Genomic DNA, 273 nt, shown 5'->3' on the forward strand with positions numbered 1-273 from the left:
CTACTTTGTCTGTCTCAATATCTACTAAGTTCTGATCACGAGTTACCTTGTCGCCAACACTTACATGCCATGTAGCAACGTTAGCATCTGCAACCGACTCAGGAAGAACAGGAACTTTAATTTCTGTGCTCATCGCTTATCCTTTATTTTCTATAGTAAGCGCGTCAGCAACGAGCGCTTGTTGTTCTTTAGTATGTACTGACATGTAACCACACGCTGGTGATGCAGATGCTTTACGCCCAGCGTATTTCAACTTAGCACCTTGTGGAATTG

At 43.2% G+C, this 273-nt stretch carries 2 protein-coding genes; both read right to left on the reverse strand.

Features of this window, described 5'->3' with window-relative positions; all coding sequences use genetic code 11:
* Window positions 1-133 (reverse strand): biotin/lipoyl-containing protein (locus R2R70_RS20290; RefSeq protein ID WP_410978942.1); only part of this gene is annotated, 133 nt, incomplete at its 3' end.
* 3 nt (window positions 134-136) lie between these two features.
* Window positions 137-253 carry a hypothetical protein gene (locus R2R70_RS20295; protein ID WP_410978943.1) on the reverse strand — a complete coding sequence of 39 codons (117 nt, stop codon included), beginning with the start codon at window positions 251-253 and terminating at the stop codon, window positions 137-139.
* Between the last annotated feature and the right edge of the window lie 20 nt (window positions 254-273).

This window comes from Cobetia sp. SIMBA_158 (assembly GCF_046566945.1).
In the GTDB taxonomy this organism is placed as follows: domain Bacteria; phylum Pseudomonadota; class Gammaproteobacteria; order Pseudomonadales; family Halomonadaceae; genus Cobetia; species Cobetia amphilecti.